The following is a 16,924-nucleotide window of genomic DNA, read 5'->3' on the forward strand; positions in this document are numbered from 1 at the left end:
TTCATTGGTGGTCGGGATGGCGAAAACAGTCGACCAGGTGGTCGTTCACCATGCCGATCGACTGCATCATGGCATAGCAGATGGTGCTGCCGACGAAGCTGAAGCCGGCCTGCTTCAGCGCCTTGGCCATCCGGTCCGACAATGGCGTCGTCGCCGGCACCTCGGCCGCAGTGCGAAAGCGGTTGACCTGCGGCACGCCATCGACCATCCCCCACAGGAAGGCCGCCAGGCTGCCATGTCGCGCCTGCAGCGTCAGCACCCTGCCGGCGTTGTGGATGGCCGATTCGATCTTGCGCCGGTTGCGGATCAGGCCCGGATCAGCCAGCAGCGCCTCCACCTCGGTCGGACCGAACCGGGCCACCGCCTGCGGATCGAAGCCGGCGAAGCAGTGGCGGTAACGCTCGCGCTTGCGCAGCACGGTGATCCAGGAGAGTCCGGCCTGCGCCCCCTCCAGCGTCAGCAGTTCGAACAGCCGCTGGTCATCATGCAGCGGCACCCCCCATTCGTGGTCGTGGTAGTGCAGATAGAGTGGATCATCGCCGCACCAGGGGCAGCGTTGCGGGGTCGCCTCGGTCCGATTCATGTCACTCCTTCAGGGCGAGCGGGTATAATTCCTCACTTTATCAGGACATAGGACACTCTCTTGGTCAATGCCATTCAAGCTGATGTCTCCACCTTTCAGGGGTTGATCCTCGCCCTGCAGCACTACTGGGCCGCCCAGGGCTGCGTGGTGATGCAGCCCACCGATCTGGAAGTGGGCGCCGGCACTTTCCACTGGGCCACCTTTTTGCGCGCCATCGGCCCGGAGAGCTGGAACACCGCCTATGTGCAGCCGTGCCGACGTCCGACCGATGGCCGCTATGGCGAGAACCCCAACCGCCTGCAGCACTACTACCAGTTCCAGGTGATTCTGAAGCCCTCGCCGCTCGACATTCAGGAGCGCTATCTCGACTCCCTGCGGATGCTCGGCATCGACCCCACCCTGCATGACATCCGCTTCGTCGAGGACAACTGGGAGTCTCCCACCCTCGGCGCATGGGGTCTGGGCTGGGAGGTGTGGCTGAACGGCATGGAGGTGACCCAGTTCACCTACTTCCAGCAGGTCGGCGGACTCGACTGCCATCCGGTCAGCGGCGAGATCACCTATGGCCTGGAGCGCATCGCCATGTACCTGCAGGGGGTCGACAGCATCTTCGACCTGGTCTGGGCCCGCGGCCCGCAGGGGGTGGTCACCTATGGCGATGTCTTTCACCAGAACGAGGTGGAGATGTCGGCCTACAACTTCGAGCAGGCCAACACCGAGGTGCTGTTCCGTCACTTTGCCGAGCACGAGGCGGCCTGCCAGCGGCTGCTCGACGCCAACCTGCCACTGCCGGCGCACGAGATGGTGCTGAAGGCCTCGCACACCTTCAACCTGCTCGATGCCCGCCGCGCCATCTCGGTGACCGAACGGCAGCAGTACATCCTGCGCGTGCGCACCCTGGCCCGCGGCGTGGCCGAGCGCTACTTCCACAGTCGCCTGGCGCTCGGTTTTCCGCTGGCGCCCGAACCACTGCGGCAGGAGATTCTGGCCCTGCACCGCGCCGAACAGGAGCCACACCATGGCTGAGGCCGATTTTCTGCTGGAGATTGGCACCGAAGAGCTGCCACCCAAGGCGTTGCCGGCCCTGATGCAGGCGCTGGCCGATCTGGTTGCCGCCGGATTGCGCCAGGCAGCCCTCTCCCACGGCCAGATCGAACCCTTCGCCACCCCCCGCCGGCTGGCGGTGCGGGTGCGCGCGCTCGCCACCCGCCAGCCCGACCGCATCGAGGAGCGGCGCGGCCCGGCGCTCTCGGCCGCCTTCGACGCCAGCGGCGCAGCCACCCCGGCGGCACTTGGCTTTGCCCGTTCGGCCGGCGTGTCCGTCGAACAACTGGAGCGGCTCGAAACCGACAAGGGGGTCTGGCTGGTGCAGCGTCGGCAGATCGAGGGGGCCGCCACTGCCGAGCTGCTGCCCGATCTGCTCAACCAGGCGCTGGCACAACTGCCGGTGCCGAAGAAGATGCGCTGGGGCAGCAGCCGGGTCGAATTCGTCCGGCCGGTCCACTGGGTGGTGATGCTGCTCGGTGACCAGGTGGTCCCGGGCACCCTGCTCGGCGTCGAAGCGGGCAACCTCAGCCATGGTCACCGTTTTCATGCACCGGGCGCCATCGCGCTGTCCCATCCCGAGCACTATCCCGCCCTGCTGCGGCAGCAGGGATGGGTGATCGTCGATTTTGCCGAGCGACGCGAGCGGATTCGCCAACTGGTCGAGGCCGAGGCCGCCCGCATCGGCGCCCGCGCCGAGATCGACCCGCTGCTGCTCGACGAGGTGACCGCCCTGGTCGAGTGGCCGGTGGCGCTGCTGGGCAACTTCGATCCGCTCTTTCTCGATGTGCCGATGGAGGTGCTGATCTCCTCGATGAAGGCGCACCAGAAATATTTCCATCTGGTCGATCGCAGTGGTCGACTGCTGCCGCACTTCATCACCCTCAGCAACCTGCAAAGCAGTGATCCGGCCCAGGTAATCGCCGGCAACGAGCGGGTGATCCGGCCGCGCCTGGCCGATGCCCGCTTCTTCTACGACAACGACCGCAAGCAGCCGCTCGATGGCTGGCGTGCGCCGCAGCGCGAGATCATCTTCCACAATCAGCTCGGCACCCTGCATGACAAGAGCGAGCGGCTCGCCCGGTTGGCTGCGATCATCGCCGGCACGCTGGGCGCCGATGCGGCCCTGGCGCGTCGCGCCGGTGAACTGGCCAAATGCGACCTGCTGAGCGCGATGGTGGGCGAGTTCCCCGAACTGCAAGGCACCATGGGCCGCTACTATGCCCGCCACAGCGGCGAACCCGAGGTGGTGGCCATCGCCCTCGAGGAGCAGTATCGCCCCCGTTTTGCCGGCGATGCGCTGCCCACCACCCCGGTTGGCAGCGCACTGGCGCTGGCCGAAAAGCTCGATACCCTGGTCGGGCTTTTCGGCATCGGCCAGCCGCCCACCGGCACCCGCGACCCCTTCGCGCTGCGCCGTGCCGCCCTCGGCACGCTGCGCATCCTGGTCGAAGGCCGCCATGACCTCGACCTGCCGGCACTGCTCGAAGCGGCCCGCGATGGCTATCCGACACTGCCGCAGCACGCCACCGTCGTGCCCGAGCTCTACCGTTACCTGCTGGAGCGGTTCCGCGCCTGGTATCAGGATGAAGGCATCGGCAGCGATGTGATCAGCGCAGTGCTGGCGCGGCCCAATGCCAATCCGCACGACATCCATCTGCGGCTGCTGGCGGTCAACCACTTCGTCACCCTGGAGTCGGCGGCCGCGCTGGCTTCCGCCAACAAGCGGGTCGCCAACCTGCTCAACAAACAGGAAGGTCAGACCGAAGGGGCCATCGACAGCGCACTGCTGGTCGATGCCGCCGAACAGCAACTGGCTGCGGCAATGGCGACCAAGTCGGCCGCGCTCACCCCGCTGCTGACGGCACGCGACTACAGCCAGGCGCTGACACTGCTGGCCGGCCTGCGTCCGCAGATCGATGCCTTTTTCGATCAGGTGATGGTGATGGTCGAGGATGAAGCGCTGCGCAACAACCGACTGCGGCTGTTGGCGGCGCTGCGCGCGCTCTTCGTGCAGATCGCCGACATCTCCGAACTGCGCAGCGGCGGCAAATGAGACCGAAGCTGGTCATTCTCGATCGCGACGGCGTCATCAACCATGACTCCGACAGCTATGTGAAGTCCGCCGACGAGTGGCAGCCGATTGCCGGCAGCATCGAGGCCATCGGCCGCCTCTGCCGGCATGGCTACCAGGTGGCGGTGGCCAGCAACCAGTCTGGCCTCGGTCGTGGCCTGTTCGATCAGGCGGCACTCGATGCAATGCACGCCAAGATGCGCCGGTTGATCGCGGCCGAGGGCGGCACGCTGGCGGCCATCCGTTACTGCGCCCACGGTCCCGATGCCGGTTGCGACTGCCGCAAGCCGGCGCCCGGTCTGCTGCTGGAGATTGGCCGGCTGCTCGGCCTCCCGCTCGACGGCGTCCCCTTCATCGGCGACACGCTCAAGGATGTCGAGGCCGCCCGCGCGGTCAACTGCCGGCCGATGCTGGTGCGCACCGGCAAGGGCGAGCGCACACTGATGCAACATCCAGAACTGGCGGCCACGCTGCCGGTGTTCGCCGACCTGGCCGCCGCGGTCGACGACCTGCTCAACACCCCTGCCTGAGGAGAGCGCCCATGCGCCGTCCACCGACCTGGCTCACCGCACTGCGCAGTGGGCTCTTTTACCTCGGCTACAGCCTCTTCACCGTGCTCTTTTGCGGCACTGCGCTGCTGTTCGTCCCGCTGCTGCCGCCGCTGACCCGCTTCTACTACCTGCGCAACTGGAACCGGGTGATCCTCTGCTGGCTGCGCATCTGCTGCGGCATCAAAACCCAGGTGGAGGGGTTGGAGAACATCCCTCCAGCGCCCTTCGTGGTGCTCAGCAAGCACCAGAGCCCATGGGACACCATCTACCTGCAACTGCCGTTCGGCCCGCTCTCCACCGTGCTCAAGCGTGAACTGCTGTCCATTCCCTTCTTCGGCTGGGCGCTGGCGCTGATCCGCCCGATCCCGATCGACCGCGACAAGCCGCGCGAGGCGCTGCGTCAGGTGATGGAAGCGGGCAAGGAGCGGCTCGCCGCCGGGGTGTCGATTCTGGTCTTTCCCGAGGGCACCCGCATCGAGCCCGGTCAGCAGGGCAAATATGCCAAGAGCGGCGCCAGCATCGCCTGCAGCATGGGGGTGCCAGTGCTGCCGGTGGCGCTCAACGCCGGCCTCTGCTGGCCGGCGCATGGCTTTTTGAAATACCCCGGGACCATCCGGGTGGTCATTGGCCCGGCGCTGCCGAGCAGCGATGTCAGCAGCGCTCAACTGACCGAACAGGCCCGCGAGTGGATCGAGTCGACGGTCGAGCGGATCAGCCGCGTCGAGGGCGTGTGATGCCTACGCCCGCCAGACCCAGCCCGAACAGTGCGAGCATGGAGGGTTTGGCCGCTGCGTTGGGGTCGGGCTGCTGCGGCAACTGATTTTGGGAGAAATCCGTGTAAAAACGGAAAAACGGAAAAACCATTGGGGCACCGCTACATGAGTGAACTCAAGACCTGCTTCAAGCGCGTCGACTACGACCTCGCGGGTTTAATGCACTACCTGGACATCGGCGACATCGGCCTGCCGGACATCCAGCGCCCGTTCGTTTGGAAGAACGCCAAGGTTCGCGACCTGTTCGACTCGATGTATCGGGGCTTCCCGGTCGGCTACCTGCTGCTCTGGGAGAACGCCCAGCCCAACGGCGCCAAGCAGATCGGCGTCGGCGCGAAGCAGCATCCAGTGTCGTCGCGGTTGATCGTCGACGGCCAGCAGCGCCTCACGTCGTTGTATGCGGTGTTTCGGGGAAAGCGTGTACTGGACGAGAACTACAGTGAGCGCCAGATCGAGATCGCCTTCCGCCCTCGTGACGGTAAGTTCGAGGTGGCCGACGCAGCGATCCGCAAGGATCCCGAGTGGATCGCGAACATCTCGGAGCTGTGGGCGTCCGGCAAGTCGAGCTACCAGATGGTCAAGGGCTTCCTCACTGGTCTGAAAACCCGGGTGACCGTGACCGATGAAGAAGAGGAACAGATCAGCCACAACCTCGATCGGCTGTTCGATCTCCAGAAGTATCCCTTCACCGCGCTCGAAATCGCCTCGTCGGTCGATGAGGAGCAGGTGGCGGACATCTTTGTCCGCATCAACAGCGAGGGGGTAAAGCTCAATCAGGCGGATTTCATCCTGACGCTGCTGTCGGTGTTCTGGGACGAGGGACGCAGAGCGCTTGAGGATTTCTGCCGATCATCACGGCAGCCGCTTGCGGCTGGCTCGGGGGCATCGCCGTTCAATCATTTCATCGAGCCCGATCCCGACCAGTTGCTGCGCGTGTCGGTCGCGTTCGGCTTCGACCGAGGCCGGCTCAAGAGCGTCTACCAGGTGCTCCGTGGCAAAGACCTGGAAACCGGGGTCTTCTCGCCGGAGCGGCGCGATCAGCAGTTCGCCGTGTTGAAGAAAGCGCAAAGCCAGGTGCTCGACCTCAAGCACTGGCACCAATTCCTGAGCGCCTTAATCGGCGCGGGCTACCGCAGTGGCGAGATGATCTCTTCGCAGAACGCGCTGTTGTATGCCTATGCCTTCTACCTGATCGGCCGCATCCGCTGCGGCGTGCCGGAGCACCAACTGCAACGGTTGATCGGGCGCTGGTTCTTTTTTGCGAGCCTCACCGGCCGCTACACCAGCTCACCGGAAACCGTGATGGACGGCGACCTGAATCGGGTTCGGGGCATCGGCGAGGCACAGCCCTTCGTCGCGGTGCTCGAAGAGCTGATGGCCAGCGCCCTCACGAACGATTTTTGGATGATCACGCTGCCGGCTGCGCTCGAAAGCTCGTCAGCGCGCAATCCGGAACTTTTCGCCTACGTGGCGGCCCAGAACCGTCTCGGCGCTCCGGTGCTGTTTTCGCACAAGAAGGTGAGCGATCTCATCGACCCGGCGTTGAAGACGAAAAAGAAGCCACTGGAACGGCACCACCTGTTCCCGCGCGCCTGGCAGGAAGCGCAGGGCGAAACCGACCTCAAGGTCATCAACCAGATGGCGAACTTCGCGCTGCTTGAATGGCCGCAGAACATCGGCATCAGCGACGACCCGCCGAGTGACTACGTCCCGACGATCCGACCGCGGTTCAGCCCCGGAGAGTGGCAGCGGATGCATGAGCTGCACGCCCTACCTGAGAACTGGGAAACGCTCGGCTACTCTGAATTCCTCATTGCGCGGCGGCGTCTGATGGCGGGCATCATCCGGCGCGGGTTCGAGAGCCTTTGACTGTTTAAAATCTATCCTCTCGGCGGTTGAGACGAGAGTTTCAGGATTTCTCAGCGTTGCATGAGCGCGGTGTTCCAATTCATCCGAAAGAATGCAAGCGACAATTCAGGCAGAGGCTGCCGATACGACCTTGCCGTTTGCAGGAAAGCCCGAATCCGGGTTTTGGATTCGGGCTTTCCTGGAGAGGAAAATTGAAAAATATATTATTTTTCAATAAATTATCTACACATCCAGGTTTGACACCTTGAGTGCGTTGGTCTCGATGAAGAGCCGGCGTGGCTCGACCTCATCCCCCATCAGCGTGTTGAACATCAGGTCACAGGCAATCGCATCCTCGATCGTCACCTGCAGCAGCCGGCGCGCGGCCGGATCCATCGTGGTCTCCCACAGCTGCTCCGGGTTCATCTCGCCGAGTCCCTTGTAACGCTGGATGGTTGCACCGCGCCGTGACTCGGCAATCAGCCACTCCAGGGCCTGACCGAAATCGGTGACCGCCTGTTTGCGCTCGCCGCGCTGCACATGGCCGCCATCGCTGAACAGGCCATGCAGTTTCACCTGCAATGCACTGATCGCGCGGTACTCGCCCGACGCCAGAAAGTCGTGGTCGAGCAGATAGCGCTGGGTGGTGCCATGCACGGTCAGGTCGATCTGCGGGCAGAAGAGATGCCGCTCACGGTCTTCAGCGATCTGGCACGCCCAACGCTCGTTGCGGCTTTCGCCACCCTTGTGGAGCAACAGGCCCTGCAACTGCTCGACCCATGTCTGCACCTGATCTGCCGCAGGCAATGCGGAGAGCGGCAGCAGCGGCACTTCGAGCAGCGCCCACAGCAGCGTGGGCGGGTAGAGCCGTGACAACCGCTCGATGGTCCGCTTGACGCTCTGGTACTCATTGACCAGTTGCTCGAGCGCCACGCCCTGAATCGGTGGTATACCGGTTGCCGGCACCAGCAGTGCCTCGTCCAGCGCGCCCTGGGTCAGGTAGCCATCGAGCGCCTGCTCATCCTTCAGATAGCTCTCCTGCTTGCCCTTCTTGATCTTGTACAGCGGTGGCTGGGCGATGTAGACATGGCCGCGCTCGACCAGTTCGCGCATCTGCCGGAAGAAGAAAGTCAGCAGCAGGGTGCGGATGTGCGAACCATCCACATCGGCATCGGTCATGATGATGATGCGGTGGTAGCGCAACTTCTCCGGGTTGAATTCATCGGCGCCAATGCTGCATCCAAGCGCCGTGATCAGGGTTCCAACCTCTTGAGAAGAGAGCATTTTGTCAAAGCGGGCCCGCTCGACATTGAGGATCTTGCCTTTCAGCGGCAGAATCGCCTGGAACCTGCGGTCGCGCCCCTGTTTGGCTGACCCTCCGGCGGAATCGCCCTCGACCAGAAAGAGTTCAGAGAGCGCCGGATCCTTCTCCTGACAGTCCGCCAGCTTTCCGGGCAGGCCAGCGATGTCCAGCGGCCCCTTGCGGCGGGTCATCTCGCGCGCCTTGCGTGCGGCCTCTCGCGCCCGCGCGGCATCGATGATCTTCTGCACGATCGACCGGGCATCCTGCGGATGCTCCAGCAGGTAGTCGGTCAGGTAGCGGGCCATCTCCTGCTCGACCGCAGCTTTCACCTCAGAGGAGACCAGCTTCTCCTTGGTTTGCGATGAGAACTTGGGATCTGGCACCTTGACCGAGATGATCGCGGTCAGCCCTTCACGGACATCGTCACCCACCGTGGTCACCTTGCTCTTCTTCGCCAGCCCCTCCTGTTCGATGAACTGGTTGAGCGTGCGGGTCAGGGCGCTGCGGAAACCGGCCAGGTGGGTGCCGCCATCGCGCTGCGGAATGTTGTTGGTGTAGCAGAGGATGTTCTCCTGAAAGCTGTCGTTCCACTGCAGCGCCACCTCGACGCCGATGCCATCATCGCGCTGCTTGCAGAAGTAGAGCGGGCGGTTCAGCACGCTTTTGTGCTGGTTCAGGTAGGTCAGGAAGGCATTCAAACCCCCTTCATAACAGAACTCCTCGGAGTTTCCGCTGCGCTCATCCTTCAGCCGGATCGACACGCCGGAGTTCAGAAACGACAGCTCGCGCAGCCGTCGGGCCAGAATGTCATAGGAGAAGTGGATATTGGTGAAGATCTCGCTGGAAGCGGCAAAGTGACACTCGGTTCCGGTGCGGTCGGTGTCGCCAATCACATGCAGCGGTGCTTCGGGCGCACCGTCGTGGTAGATCTGCTCATGGACCTTGCCATCGCGGCGAACGCGCAGCCGAAAGGTCGATGAGAGCGCATTGACCACCGAAACGCCCACGCCATGCAGACCGCCCGAAACCTTGTAGCTGTTGCTGTCAAACTTGCCGCCCGCATGCAGTACGGTCATGATCACCTCGGCAGCCGACACCCCCTCCTCCTCATGGATATCGACCGGCATCCCGCGACCATCGTCGATCACCGTGATCGATTCGTCGGGATGGATGATCACATCGACCTGCGAACAGTGGCCGGCGAGCGCCTCATCGATCGAGTTGTCGACCAGTTCGAACACCATGTGATGCAGACCACTGCCATCGTCGGTATCGCCGATGTACATGCCGGGCCGCTTGCGGACGGCGTCCAACCCTTTCAACACCTTGATACTGGAAGAGTCATAGACATTCTCTTCCGCTTGATCGCTCATCATCTTCTCCAAAAAGAGGTTTCTACCGTTCGCGGTCAATCACACTGCATTCACGAAGTCGGCCCTGTTCCACGTGGAACAGGCGAGACCCTGCCTGACCGAACCAGCTCAGATCGATACTGTCCCGTTCCAGGGCGGTCAAAAATGCCTGCGGTCGTTCCTCTGCCAGCAGTTCACAAAACAGCTGCCGGTGGCTGCTGTCGAGCTCTGCTGCCAGGTCGTCGATCAAAAAAACGGGCCGCTTGCTGCCGCTGCTGCGCACCATCCGCTCCTGCGCCAGCTTGAGCGTCAGCACCACGCTCTTGATCTGCCCCCTGGAGAGTCGTTCCGCCACCGCGATCCCGTTCCATTTGAGTCGCAAATCGGCGCGGTGCGGTCCGTGGGTGGTGAAACCGCGCGCACGGTCGCTCTCCAGATCACGCTCCATCTGTTCAAGCAGCGGAATGGCGTTGTCCCAGCCTGGCTGATAGGTCAACTCAAGGTCAGGCACCGCTCCGAGCCGTTCGGAGAGGCTGGTCACCCAGGGTGTCAGCGCGGCGGTGTAGTCTCGCCGCGCGGCGTCCACCGCCTCGGCATGGCGCGCCAGCTCTCGGCTCCACAGCGTCAGTTCGCCCGCAATTTTACCATGCCGTGCCCGCAATAACTGATTGCGTTGCCGCAGGCAGCGGCGCCAGCCTTGCAGAGTGGCAAGGTAATCCTGTTTCACGTGAAACAGACCCCAGTCGAGGTATTGCCTGCGCAATTGGCTGGGCCCTTCGATCAGTTGAAACGTCCAGGAGTTGATCACCATCAATGGCAGCGTTCGCGCAAGGTGTGAAGCCACTGCAACCCGCTCGCCTGCCGCCTTGGCGGTGATACCAGTGCGCCGATGCAGCGCTACACCAATGGAAAAAGGATGGAGATTCGACATGTTGTCGACATCATCTGAAGGGGCCAGAAAGCGTCCGACGCAGAGGGCCTGCTCTGTGCCATGCTGGATCAGGCCCGTGAGATTGGCCTTGCTGCTGGTGTGACGGAAGCTGCGTCCAGCGCCGAGAAGGTGAATGGCCTCGAGCAAGGAGCTCTTGCCACTGCCGTTGTCACCGATGATCAAATTGAAGCCGGCGGCAGGCTCAAGCTCCAAATTGGTGAGGTTGCGCAGATGGGTCACCTGGAGCCGGGTCAGCAACATGGCATCAGGCCAGGAGCAGCCGCCATCCGGCGAAAAAAGGTGGCCGAAACGGGTGGTTATGCCTCAAGTACCGGGACTTGCATCGCCAGATCCAGAAGAGGGAGGACGGCATCCGCTCACAGCTTCATCGGCATCACGACATAGCAGCCGCTGGCATCGTTCGGCACATCGATCAGAACGCTGCTCTCCGCGGAGCTGAAGGTGAAGCGGGCTTCATTCTGATCGAGTGCAGCCAAGGCGTCGGTCAGGTAGCCGACGTTGAAGCCAATCTCCATCTGTGGGCCCTGGTAATGGACCGAAAGCTCCTCTTCGGCCTGCTCCTGTTCCGGATTGCTGGCAATCAACCGCAACGTGTCGCGGTCGAGTTGCATGCGCACGCCGCGATATTTTTCGTTCGACAGAATCGCCGCACGGTTGAATGCATCGCGCAGCGCCAGCCGCTCACCCAGTAGCACCTTGTCTCCACCGCGTGGAATGACCTTTTCGTAGTCGGGAAACTTGCCATCGACCAGTTTGGAGATGATCACGACATCGCTGCTCTCGATGCGCAGATGGTGCTGGGTCAGTTGCACTCGCACCGGCTCCTCGCTCTCTTTGAGCAGCCGGGCGATTTCGAGAGTGCCCTTGCGCGGAATGATGGCCTGCACCCGGTTCGACAACAGCCCCGTAGCCACCGATTCGATGTTCTCCACTGTGTACATCGCCAACCGATGGCCATCGGTTGCCACCCCCCGCAATTGTCCCGCACCGCCGCTGATCTCCAGCAGCATGCCGCAGAGATAGAAGCGGACATCCTGTTGTGCCATCGCAAAGCTGGTCTTCTCGATCAGCCGCTTGAGGATGCTCTGTGCCACTGCAAAGGCGGCCAGCGCAGGCGCCTGTCCCTCATCGACATTGGGGAACTCTTCGGCCGCCAGCGTCGCCAGGCGATAACGGCTGCGCCCGGCACGCAGATGGAGCCGGCCTTCTGCGGTTTCAATCTCGATGCTCGCGCCATCGGGCAGCGAGCGGCAGATGTCCAGCAACTTGCGTGCCGGGACCGTGGTCACTCCCTCTTCGTGGGGCTGCTCCAGCGCGATCTTGCCAATCAGCTCCACCTCGAGATCGGTAGCCGTGACCGCGAGAAGGCCGCTGTTCACCTCCAGCATCACATTGGCCAGAATCGGCAGCGTCTGCCGCCGCTCGACCACGCCAATGACCTGTTGAAGTGGCTGCAGCAGAGCTTCCCGCGTTATCGCGAACTTCATGATCTTCCTCGGTTTTATGGGTTGTGCAGCCAGTGATCCCCTGGCGGAATGGCTGGTTTCAAACGGTGAGCAATCGTAGCAGGTTTTTGTAATCTTCAGCGATATCGGCACTGCTGTTGCACAGCTCCTTGATCTTGCGGCAACCATGCAGCACCGTGGTGTGGTCGCGTCCGCCAAAGGCCTCGCCAATTTCCGGCAGGCTGCGGTTGGTCAGCTCCTTGGCCAGTGCCATGGCCACCTGCCGAGGACGCGCCACCGAGCGGTTGCGCCGTTTCGACAGCAGGTCGGAGCGCTTGATCTTGTAGTACTCGGCCACCGTGCTCTGGATATTGTCGATGCTGATCTGTCGCTCCTGTAGGGCCAGCAGATCTTTCAGCGCCTCCTTCACCAGCTCCAGGTCGATCGGCCTGCCGGTGAAGCGTGCGCTGGCGACCACCCGTTTGAGGCAGCCTTCGAGCTCCCGGACATTGGAACGGATGCGCTGCGCGATGAAAAAAGCGACATCATGACCGACCTGGACGCCCATCTGCTCTGCCTTCTTCAGCAGGATGGCCACCCGCGTTTCCAGTTCGGGCGGTTCGATGCAGACCGTCAACCCCCAGCCGAAACGTGATTTCAGTCGATCCTCCAGGCCGGTGATCTCTTTCGGATAGCGGTCGCAGGAGAGAATCATCTGTTTTCTTCCCTCCAGCAGCGCGTTGAAGGTGTGAAAGAACTCCTCCTGCGAACGGTCCTTGCCGGCAAAAAACTGAATGTCATCGATCAGCAGGGCATCCACCGACCGATAGAAGCGTTTGAACTCATTGATTGCGTTGAGTCTGAGCGCCTTCACCATGTCGGCGACAAAGCGCTCGGAATGCAGGTAAACCACGCGTGCGGAGGGATTCTTCTGCAGCAGTGCGATGCCAACCGCATGCATCAGATGGGTCTTGCCCAGTCCGACTCCGCCATAGATGAAGAGCGGATTGTAGGCATCCATCCCGCCGCCGCTGACCGCCAGTTGCAGCGCGGCCGCACGAGCCATCTGATTGGATTTGCCCTCGATGAAGGTGTCGAAGGTGAAATCGGCATTCAGGCCACTTTCGTGGTGCACCGCCCCTTCGGCTTGAATGACATCACCACGTCTGGCGCGCGGCGATGTCGTGATTGCTGTTGCAGTCTGCGATGGAGCAATGCTCTGGTGCTGCCCATTCATGGCGGTCTGGGGCGGCTTTTCGCTGCTGCCAATCTCCAGCACCACCTGCCAGGCGGTGCCGCCGCAACCTTCGCGCAGCAGTTCACGAATCCGATCGAGGAACTTCTCGCTCACCCAATCAAGCACGAACCGGTTGGGCGCCAGCAGGCAGAGTTCTCTTGCCTCGTCCCGACCGCATGCCTGCAATGGCCTGATCCAGGTGTTGTACTGTTGCGCACTCAACTCCCGCTGGAGTTGGTCGGCACATCTGGTCCATGCTGCAACCACCTGGCCCCCTGTTCTGTGTTCTGATGTTGCTGCGGGAGCGGCCCATTTTAGTCAGACCACCACCGTTAATCCACAAAAATCCATGCGAGCATGAGAAATAAAAACTTTGTTATTCAGTGAATTAGAATATTCAAGCGGGCTCGCCAAAATCTTTTTGCGTGGATTCACAGAGCAGCTTCACAACCTGTTGATAACTTGTTCATTTCAGTTGCATGACCCGCTTTGCTGTTTGCGGCAGGCCGCATCAGCCGTGAGCGCTTTGTTGCCGAGCGGCGATTTTTTTCAGCACAGGCAGCAGTTTTCCATCATTTCTTTCGCCAGTGTGCGGTCACCGACTTGTGCTGTTGCCGGCCACGCCTCTATGCTCGCCGCCATCCGAGCGAGTCGCTGGATATAACAAGGCCATCAACGGTCAACAAGAACAGACTGCGGAGGATGATCCGATGATCAATTACATTACCTTGGGCACGAATGACCTGGAGCGGGCAGCGAAGTTTTACGATGAACTGCTGGCGCTGGTCGGTGGCAAACGCGCCATGACCAGTGAGCGCTCGGTCGGTTGGGTTGGGCCCAAGGGCGCGCCGATGCTGATGATCATGAAGCCATTCGACGGCAAGCCGGCCACGGCGGGGAATGGCACCATGGTGGCACTGAGTGCTGACTCACCGGAGCAGGTCGCAGCGCTGCATGCCAAGGCACTGGCGTTGGGCGGCAGTGATGAGGGCGCGCCGGGCCCGCGCGGGGACAGTTTTCATTGCGGTTATTTCCGTGATCTCGATGGCAACAAATGGAATGCGTTTTACCGGAACCGCTAGAAAGTCTTTTTCATCAAGACAGTGCGGGTTGAAGGGAGTGAGTGCCGCTGTGCCGGGCGGCGGGTGTGGCGATGCCGTCTGCTGGAGTGGTCTGCATCGCCGCGAACCCGCCATGCAATTGCCATGGGGTGGATACTCGCCTAGAATGCCGCCCTCCTTGCGAAGTCACGCTTGACATCGTCCAACGTCATCTCCAGGTCAAGGTCATGAAGAGAACCTTTCAACCCAGCGTATTGAAGCGCAAGCGCACCCATGGATTTCGCGCCAGAATGGCCACCAAGAACGGGCGGCAGGTCATCCAGCGTCGCCGTGCCAAGGGGCGCAAGCGTCTGAGTGCCTGATCAACCACCCGCTGCAGAGCGAGCGTTCGGTTTTTCTCGCCCGCTGCGCCTGTTGAAGGCAGGTGAGTTTGACGCGGTATTCAAGCACAATGTCCAGCGGGCCTCGAGCCGGGAGCTTCTGCTGCTGGCGCGGCCCAATGACCTGGGCCATCCGCGGCTGGGTCTGGTGGTGGCCAAGCGGCAGGTTCGCCGTTCTGTCGACCGAAATCGTCTAAAAAGAGTTCTTCGCGAAACCTTCAGGCAGCAACAACATGCGCTGGGCAGCCATGACATTGTCGCGCTGGTGCGGGCTCCCTTTCAGGAACTCCCGTCAGAGCAGCATCATCGGTTTGCGGAGCAGCAATGGCTGAGGCTCTTGAAGCGCCTGCATTCGTCACCGGAACTCGATCGCTGACATGCAAACAGTGATCTTGGGCCTGATCCGGCTTTACCGCTACTGCATCAGTCCGCTGCTCGGTCCCAACTGTCGTTTTCACCCCAGCTGTTCCAGCTACGCCGAAGAGGCGATCACCCGCTTTGGTCCGCTGCGCGGCGGCTGGCTCGCCCTGAAGCGAATCGGCCGCTGCCATCCCTGGCACGTCGGTGGGCATGACCCTGTGCCCCACTCCCTTGACCCCTCGAACAGATCCCGAACGTCATGAACAACCTCCCGCGCTATCTGATTCTCGCCGCGCTCGCCGTTGTCGGTTACCTGCTGCTCAATGCCTGGCGCAATGACTATGTGCAACCAGCCGCTTCCGTGCCCGAGATAACACAGCCACAGAATCAAGGCACGGATGTCGGCGCGGTGGAGCAACCGACCAGCAAGGTCGCCAATGCGGAATTGCCACAGAGCGTGCCCAAGGCGGCCGTCCCGCTGGCCACCGTCCCGGAGAAAAATGGCAAGAACAGCGGTCTGATCGAGGTGAAGAGCGACCTGCTGACGCTGAAGATCGACCCCACTGGCGGTGACATCGTTGCCGCGGCACTCAACCGTTACCCGGCGCGGATCGAAACACCCGATGTGCCATTCAGCCTGCTGGCGCGCAATGGCCGCACCTATGTCGCGCAGAGTGGCCTGATCGGCCCCGATGGGCCCGATGCCAGCCCGGAGGGCCGGCCGCTCTACAGCAGCGAGCACAGCAGCTATCAACTGGCCGAAGGGCAGGATCAATTGATCTTCGATCTGCGTCACCAAAGCGCCAGCGGTGTCGTCATCACCAAACGCTTCACGCTGACGCGGGGCAGTTACCTGATCGATGTTCGTTACCTGATCGACAATTCGTCGCAGCAGCCCTGGCAGGGCAACTTCTTCGCGCAACTGAAGCGTGACAACAGCCCCGATCCATCGGCCGGGAATCAGGGTTTCGGTGTCAACCCCTACCTCGGCACTGCCCTGTATACGCCCGACAAGCCCTACACCAAGGTTCCGTTCGACCAGATCGCCAAGGAGCCGCTCTCGCTCGAAATCAAGGGTGGCTGGGTCTCGATGGTGCAGCACTACTTCATCTCTGCCTGGGTGGCCGATCCCGACAGCAGCTTTCTTTACGAGACCCGCAAGCTGGGCGGCAAGGAGCAGTACATCATCGGCTTCAAGCAGCCGACCGAACTGAGCGTGGCGCCAGGGCAGAGTGCCAGCGCTGGTGCACGCCTCTACATCGGTCCCAAGATCCAGAAAAGTCTGAAAACCATCGCGCCCGGCCTTGATCTGACCGTCGACTATGGCTGGCTCTGGTTCATTGCCCAGCCGCTGTTCTGGATTCTGGACTGGATTCATGGGTTGGTGCAGAACTGGGGTGTGGCGATCATCCTGCTGACCGTGCTGGTCAAGGCGGCCTTCTTTCACCTCTCGGCCACCAGCTACCGCTCGATGGCCAAGATGCGCAATCTGCAACCCAAGATGTTGGAGCTGCGCGACCGCCATGGCAACGACCGCCAGCAGCTCTCGCAGGCCACCATGGAGCTCTATCGCAAGGAGAAGGTCAATCCACTCGGGGGCTGTCTGCCGATTCTGGTGCAGATGCCGGTCTTCATCGCCCTCTACTGGACCCTGCTGGAGAGTGTCGAGCTGCGCCATGCCAGCTTCCTGTGGCTGAATGACCTGTCGGTGATGGATCCCTACTTCGTCCTGCCGATCGTCATGGGCGTCACGATGTTCATCCAGCAACTGCTGAGCCCGGCGCCGCCCGACCCGATGCAGGCCAAGGTGATGCGACTGATGCCGGTCATGTTCACCTTCTTCTTCCTCTGGTTCCCCTCGGGGCTGGTGCTCTACTGGCTGGTCAACAACCTGCTCTCGATCGCCCAGCAGTGGTTCATCACCCGGCAGATCGAGGCTGCCGCCAACTGAGGGCTCGGTC

At 62.1% G+C, this 16,924-nt stretch carries 15 protein-coding genes; 10 read left to right on the forward strand and 5 right to left on the reverse strand.

What is annotated here, in order from left to right:
* Position 1: 1 nt before the first annotated feature.
* The gene (locus H7A13_00420; GenBank protein ID MCP5331815.1) at positions 2–583 is read right to left on the reverse strand and encodes a DNA-3-methyladenine glycosylase I; all 582 of its coding nucleotides are present in this window, start codon (positions 581–583) and stop codon (positions 2–4) included.
* Positions 584–643: 60 nt separating this feature from the next.
* Between H7A13_00420 and glyQ the strand changes: the two genes are divergently transcribed.
* The 5 genes from glyQ (at position 644) to H7A13_00445 (ending at position 6,894) form a co-directional block, all read left to right on the forward strand.
* Entirely contained in the window at positions 644–1,609 is a 966-nt protein-coding gene (gene glyQ, locus H7A13_00425; GenBank protein ID MCP5331816.1) for a glycine--tRNA ligase subunit alpha, read from the forward strand.
* On the forward strand, positions 1,602–3,683 hold the full coding sequence (locus H7A13_00430) for a glycine--tRNA ligase subunit beta (protein ID MCP5331817.1): 2,082 nt from the start codon (positions 1,602–1,604) through the stop codon (positions 3,681–3,683). Before glyQ ends, H7A13_00430 begins: the two co-directional genes overlap by 8 nt.
* Positions 3,680–4,231, forward strand: a complete 552-nt coding sequence (gmhB, locus tag H7A13_00435; GenBank protein ID MCP5331818.1) for a D-glycero-beta-D-manno-heptose 1,7-bisphosphate 7-phosphatase — start codon at positions 3,680–3,682, stop codon at positions 4,229–4,231. Before H7A13_00430 ends, gmhB begins: the two co-directional genes overlap by 4 nt.
* Before the next feature lie 11 nt (positions 4,232–4,242).
* Entirely contained in the window at positions 4,243–4,986 is a 744-nt protein-coding gene (locus H7A13_00440) for a 1-acyl-sn-glycerol-3-phosphate acyltransferase (protein ID MCP5331819.1), read from the forward strand.
* Positions 4,987–5,130: 144 nt separating this feature from the next.
* Positions 5,131–6,894, forward strand: coding sequence for a DUF262 domain-containing protein (locus H7A13_00445; protein ID MCP5331820.1), 1,764 nt, complete (start codon positions 5,131–5,133; stop codon positions 6,892–6,894).
* Between the two features lie 222 nt (positions 6,895–7,116).
* Here H7A13_00445 and gyrB read toward each other — a convergent pair whose 3' ends face one another.
* The 4 genes from gyrB to dnaA all read right to left on the reverse strand — a co-directional run bounded on the left by gyrB (position 7,117) and on the right by dnaA (position 13,429).
* Positions 7,117–9,549 (reverse strand): DNA topoisomerase (ATP-hydrolyzing) subunit B, encoded by a 2,433-nt coding sequence (gene gyrB, locus H7A13_00450; GenBank protein ID MCP5331821.1) that lies wholly within the window; start codon positions 9,547–9,549, stop codon positions 7,117–7,119.
* A gap of 22 nt (positions 9,550–9,571) precedes the next feature.
* Positions 9,572–10,720 carry a DNA replication/repair protein RecF gene (recF, locus tag H7A13_00455; GenBank protein MCP5331822.1) on the reverse strand — a complete coding sequence of 383 codons (1,149 nt, stop codon included), beginning with the start codon at positions 10,718–10,720 and terminating at the stop codon, positions 9,572–9,574.
* A 116-nt stretch (positions 10,721–10,836) separates the two neighbouring features.
* A complete protein-coding gene (gene dnaN / locus H7A13_00460) occupies positions 10,837–11,967 on the reverse strand; it encodes a DNA polymerase III subunit beta (GenBank protein MCP5331823.1) in 1,131 nt (376 codons plus the stop codon).
* Between the two features lie 58 nt (positions 11,968–12,025).
* Positions 12,026–13,429, reverse strand: coding sequence for a chromosomal replication initiator protein DnaA (gene dnaA / locus H7A13_00465; GenBank protein ID MCP5331824.1), 1,404 nt, complete (start codon positions 13,427–13,429; stop codon positions 12,026–12,028).
* 443 nt (positions 13,430–13,872) lie between these two features.
* Here dnaA and H7A13_00470 point away from each other — a divergent pair, with 443 nt between their 5' ends.
* The 5 genes from H7A13_00470 to yidC all read left to right on the forward strand — a co-directional run bounded on the left by H7A13_00470 (position 13,873) and on the right by yidC (position 16,914).
* A complete protein-coding gene (locus tag H7A13_00470) occupies positions 13,873–14,244 on the forward strand; it encodes a VOC family protein (protein ID MCP5331825.1) in 372 nt (123 codons plus the stop codon).
* Between the two features lie 206 nt (positions 14,245–14,450).
* Positions 14,451–14,585 (forward strand): 50S ribosomal protein L34, encoded by a 135-nt coding sequence (gene rpmH / locus H7A13_00475; protein MCP5331826.1) that lies wholly within the window; start codon positions 14,451–14,453, stop codon positions 14,583–14,585.
* A complete protein-coding gene (rnpA, locus tag H7A13_00480) occupies positions 14,578–14,979 on the forward strand; it encodes a ribonuclease P protein component (protein MCP5331827.1) in 402 nt (133 codons plus the stop codon). The genes rpmH and rnpA overlap by 8 nt, the downstream gene beginning before the upstream one ends.
* 1 nt (position 14,980) lies before the next feature.
* Positions 14,981–15,226, forward strand: coding sequence for a membrane protein insertion efficiency factor YidD (gene yidD, locus H7A13_00485; protein MCP5331828.1), 246 nt, complete (start codon positions 14,981–14,983; stop codon positions 15,224–15,226).
* The gene (gene yidC / locus H7A13_00490; GenBank protein MCP5331829.1) at positions 15,223–16,914 is read left to right on the forward strand and encodes a membrane protein insertase YidC; all 1,692 of its coding nucleotides are present in this window, start codon (positions 15,223–15,225) and stop codon (positions 16,912–16,914) included. The genes yidD and yidC overlap by 4 nt, the downstream gene beginning before the upstream one ends.
* The last annotated feature ends 10 nt before the right edge of the window (positions 16,915–16,924 follow it).

The sequence above is a fragment of the Pseudomonadales bacterium genome, assembly GCA_024234215.1.
GTDB lineage: Bacteria > Pseudomonadota > Gammaproteobacteria > Pseudomonadales > UBA5862 > JACKOQ01.

What these genes read in the sequence shown, in the direction of transcription:
- yidD (MCP5331828.1), top strand. Translation starts at nt 14,981, where the DNA reads ATGCAAACAGTGATCTTGGGCCTGATCCGGCTTTACCGCTACTGCATC.
- recF (MCP5331822.1), bottom strand. Translation starts at nt 10,720, where the DNA reads ATGTTGCTGACCCGGCTCCAGGTGACCCATCTGCGCAACCTCACCAAT.
- rpmH (MCP5331826.1), top strand. Translation starts at nt 14,451, where the DNA reads ATGAAGAGAACCTTTCAACCCAGCGTATTGAAGCGCAAGCGCACCCAT.
- H7A13_00430 (MCP5331817.1), top strand. Translation starts at nt 1,602, where the DNA reads ATGGCTGAGGCCGATTTTCTGCTGGAGATTGGCACCGAAGAGCTGCCA.
- H7A13_00470 (MCP5331825.1), top strand. Translation starts at nt 13,873, where the DNA reads ATGATCAATTACATTACCTTGGGCACGAATGACCTGGAGCGGGCAGCG.
- H7A13_00420 (MCP5331815.1), bottom strand. Translation starts at nt 583, where the DNA reads ATGAATCGGACCGAGGCGACCCCGCAACGCTGCCCCTGGTGCGGCGAT.
- dnaN (MCP5331823.1), bottom strand. Translation starts at nt 11,967, where the DNA reads ATGAAGTTCGCGATAACGCGGGAAGCTCTGCTGCAGCCACTTCAACAG.
- gmhB (MCP5331818.1), top strand. Translation starts at nt 3,680, where the DNA reads ATGAGACCGAAGCTGGTCATTCTCGATCGCGACGGCGTCATCAACCAT.
- H7A13_00440 (MCP5331819.1), top strand. Translation starts at nt 4,243, where the DNA reads ATGCGCCGTCCACCGACCTGGCTCACCGCACTGCGCAGTGGGCTCTTT.
- H7A13_00445 (MCP5331820.1), top strand. Translation starts at nt 5,131, where the DNA reads ATGAGTGAACTCAAGACCTGCTTCAAGCGCGTCGACTACGACCTCGCG.
- yidC (MCP5331829.1), top strand. Translation starts at nt 15,223, where the DNA reads ATGAACAACCTCCCGCGCTATCTGATTCTCGCCGCGCTCGCCGTTGTC.
- gyrB (MCP5331821.1), bottom strand. Translation starts at nt 9,549, where the DNA reads ATGAGCGATCAAGCGGAAGAGAATGTCTATGACTCTTCCAGTATCAAG.